Origin of the sequence: Archangium violaceum Cb vi76 (assembly GCF_000733295.1) — a bacterium.
Classification (GTDB): Bacteria; Myxococcota; Myxococcia; order Myxococcales; family Myxococcaceae; genus Archangium; species Archangium violaceum.
This window is the reverse complement of record NZ_JPMI01000293.1, coordinates 1-3270: the sequence shown is the minus strand read 5'-3', so window position 1 is coordinate 3270 and position 3270 is coordinate 1. Positions and strand designations below refer to the sequence as shown.

At 68.7% G+C, this 3270-nt stretch carries 4 protein-coding genes; 1 reads left to right on the top strand and 3 read right to left on the bottom strand.

From position 1 onward, the window contains the following. Positions 1-742, top strand: a 742-nt coding sequence (locus tag Q664_RS40435) for a fibrinogen-like YCDxxxxGGGW domain-containing protein (RefSeq protein ID WP_268811441.1), incomplete at its 5' end; no start/stop codon positions are given. 28 nt (positions 743-770) lie between these two features. On the opposite strand, the gene Q664_RS40430 is transcribed toward Q664_RS40435, so the two are convergent. The 3 genes from Q664_RS40430 to Q664_RS59580 all read right to left on the bottom strand — a co-directional run. After that, entirely contained in the window at positions 771-1967 is a 1197-nt protein-coding gene (locus tag Q664_RS40430) for a class I SAM-dependent rRNA methyltransferase (RefSeq protein ID WP_043408903.1), read from the bottom strand. Continuing rightward, on the bottom strand, positions 1964-2785 hold the full coding sequence (locus Q664_RS40425; protein WP_043408901.1) for an HAD-IIB family hydrolase: 822 nt from the start codon (positions 2783-2785) through the stop codon (positions 1964-1966). The genes Q664_RS40430 and Q664_RS40425 overlap by 4 nt, the downstream gene beginning before the upstream one ends. Before the next feature lie 118 nt (positions 2786-2903). After that, positions 2904-3270: pre-peptidase C-terminal domain-containing protein (locus tag Q664_RS59580; protein ID WP_043408899.1), on the bottom strand; the 367-nt coding region annotated here is incomplete at its 5' end.

The following is a 3270-nucleotide window of genomic DNA, read 5'->3' as shown; positions in this document are numbered from 1 at the left end:
GAGTCTCGCGGTCCTTCTCTTCGCCGCGCCGTCCGCGCTGGCACAGAACGCCACTCCTGGCTCCTCGCCCTCGACGGCACTCGAGAACTGCCGGGTCTTGCAGTCAGCGGGAGTGGCCCTGTCCGGCACCTACTGGATCCGGCCGGGAGGAGGCCCACCCCGCACCGCCTACTGTGACATGGAGACGAATGGCGGAGGGTGGACGCTCGTCTACAACAGCATCCTGGGCGTCAACACCACCGACTTCTGGAACATCTCGTACTGGGAAAGGTTCGATCGGCGCGGACGCCCCAACCTCGAAGCCCTCTTCTACGACGGAAGTCTCTACCGGTACGGCACTGCCTACATGGATGTCATCGAGGATGTCCGAGGCAAGAGTGTCGTCGCGATGGCGGCGACGACCACGGGCATCGACATCTACTCGATGAAGTTCAACTCCCCTCAATATGTCTCTGGATTAGGGGCCATCTATAGCTTGCAATTCGCCAGCGGCTGGGCGTCACCCGACTTCGATGGGGATGCCTATCCCGGATATAACTGCGCGACCGGCTACGGGAACGTCACGCAGCACTATGGGGCCTGCTGGGCCTACAACCTCGGCGTAGACGGTGACGCCCCCATCGAAGACGGTAGGGTTGGTCCGCATCTGAATTCCGGCGCCGCGTCCTCCATGGGGCTGAGCACGGACGGAAGCGGTTACTACACCCGCGTCCGCCGCATCTCTCGCTTCGTGAAGTGGTAGGGCCCGCGCACGGGCCCCAGGTCGGCGGCTACACCGACACCATCACGTAGAACTTCAGGTAGCGGCCCTCGGGGAACTGGAGCCGGATCGGATGATCCGGCGGCTGGTAGCGCTCCTCCACCATCGCCAGGTCCACTCCCGCCTTGAAGGCCGCCTCCTTCACCGCGCCCAGGAAGTCATCCGGGCCCACGCGCGCCGAGCACGACGCCGTCGCCAACAAACCCCCAGGCCGCAGCAGCCCCAATGCCTGACGGTTCAGCGACGCATACCCGTCGATCGCCGCCTGCACCGCCTTCTGGCTCTTCGCGAACGCCGGCGGGTCGAGGATGATCAGATCGAACGTCCTCCCCTCCTCCCGGAACGATGCCAGCAGCTTGAACACGTCCGCCGCGAGGAAGTCGTGCTTCTCCGCCGGCAGCCCGTTGCGCGTGAAGTTCTCCCGCGCCAGCGCGATCGCATCCGGATCCAGATCCACCGAGAACACACTGTTCGCCCCGCCCAGCGCCGCGTTCACCGAGAACCCGCCGCTGAAACAGAAGCAGTTCAGCACGTCCCTCCCCTTCGCCAGCCGCCGGATCAGGTACCGGTTCTCCCGCTGGTCCAGGAAGAAGCCCGTCTTCTGCCCCCGCCACGCGTCCACCCCGAACTTCGCCCCCCGCTCGAGGATCTCCAGCACCTCCGGCGCCTTCTCCCCCCACAGCATCCGCCCCGCCCCCCGGCCCTCGTCGTCCTCCGCGTCGTCCCGCCCCACCTCGTCCCGGCCCAGAATCCCCTTCAGCTCCGGCACCGCCGCCTTCAGCGCCTCGACGATCAGCCCCCGGTACGGCGTCAGCCCCGCCGAGTACAGCTTCAGCACCGCGTACCGGCCGTACAGGTCCACCACCACGCCCGGCAGCCCATCCCCCTCGCCGTGGATCAACCGGAAGCTGTCCGTGTCCGTCAGATCGATCAGCGAGCGCCGCTCGGCCAGCGCCTGCTTCACCCGCTGCGCGAAGAAGGCCGCGTCGATGTTCTGCTTCGGGTTGCGCGTCAGCACCCGCACCGCGATGGCCGAGTGCGGATCGAAATACCCGCGCGCCACGAACTTCCCGTTCTCCGCCAGGTCCACCACGCTGCCGGGAGGAATCTTCGGCACCTTGTCCAGCGCCTTGCGGAAGACCCACGGGTGTCCCGCGCGCAGGTGACGGCCCAGCCCCGGGGCCAGCTCCAACTTCACGACGTTCACGCTCCCACTCCTCGGCGAGGGGCCCGGCGGGCCCGTTGGGCGACAATGGCACGGGCGAGCTCCTCGAAGCCCCGCCCCTCCTCCGCCCGGGTGATGAAGGCCGGCGGGGTGTCGATGCGCTCCAACACCCGCCGCACGTTGGCCACCCCGACACTCAGGGCGAACCCTCCAAACATCGGGGCATCATTGAAGCTATCCCCCGCGTACACGAAGCGCCCATCCCCCGGCTCCAGCCGCCAACCCCAGGCGAGCTTCAGGAAGCGCCTCACCGCCGACAGCTTGTCGAACCGCCCCAGCCAGCAGTTGATGTGCACCGACGAGCGCACCGCCGTCACCCCCCGCGCCCGCAGCAGCGCTTCAATGCGCTCGGCCCCCTGCTCGCCCAGCCGCGCTTCCTCGTTGTAGTCCACGGCCAGGTCCACCTCCGTGAAGGCGCTGTCCATGGACAGGCGCGCCCCGGGCACCTGCCGCAGCACGGCCGCCACCTCCGCCTCCAGCTTCCGGCGGTTCGGCTCCCGGACCCGCGGGGACTCGGCGTACACCTTGCGCAGCTTGCCCTTGGGGCCCCGCAGGAAGAACAGGCCCCCGTTCTCGACGATCACCCCGTCCACCGGCAGCGTGCGGGCCCACGCCTCGCCCCAACCGGCCGGGCGGCCCGTCACCAGCACCAGCTTGAGACCGGCCTCCACCAGGCGCTCGAGCGCCCGCACGGTCGTGGAGCGCAGCTGGTGCGAGCGGGTGAGGGTACCGTCGACATCCGTGAAGACGGCTTCCACCCGGGAGAGGTCCGCGTGGCGCAGGGGGCGAGGGGCAACCATACGGGCAGCGCCACTACACCCTTCCCGGCCTCACGGGAAGCCCGCAAAGACGAAACCCCCGGGAGGCAGTGCCTCCCAGGGGCCGTTTCAGCTCACTCCGGGTTCAGCGAACCAGGGCTCAGTACGTGCCCTTGATCGACACGCCCGAGAAGGTGCTGTAGGCGCGGAGCATGACGTACATGCGCTGGGCCGTGCTCTGCGCGGCGATGTTGCACGTCTCGGCGTTGCCGCTCAGGTACGGACGGCAGTTGTACGAGGACGTGGTGGGCGCCGCGCCGATGCGGACGTAGAGGTCGGCGTCACCCGTGCCACCGCTGGACACGAAGGAGGAAGCGCGCGAGGCCGGCACGTCCAGGTAGTAGTGCTTCTCGGCGCCCGTGGAGGCCGACTGGCTGGTCAGCGCCACGCCGTTGGTCAGCGCGACGGCCGCCGGGGGAGGCGTCGAGGCGCCCACGCCCACCGCCGTCCAGGCCGCCGACACGGAG

What these genes read in the sequence shown, in the direction of transcription:
- Q664_RS40425 (WP_043408901.1), bottom strand. Translation starts at nt 2,785, where the DNA reads ATGGTTGCCCCTCGCCCCCTGCGCCACGCGGACCTCTCCCGGGTGGAA.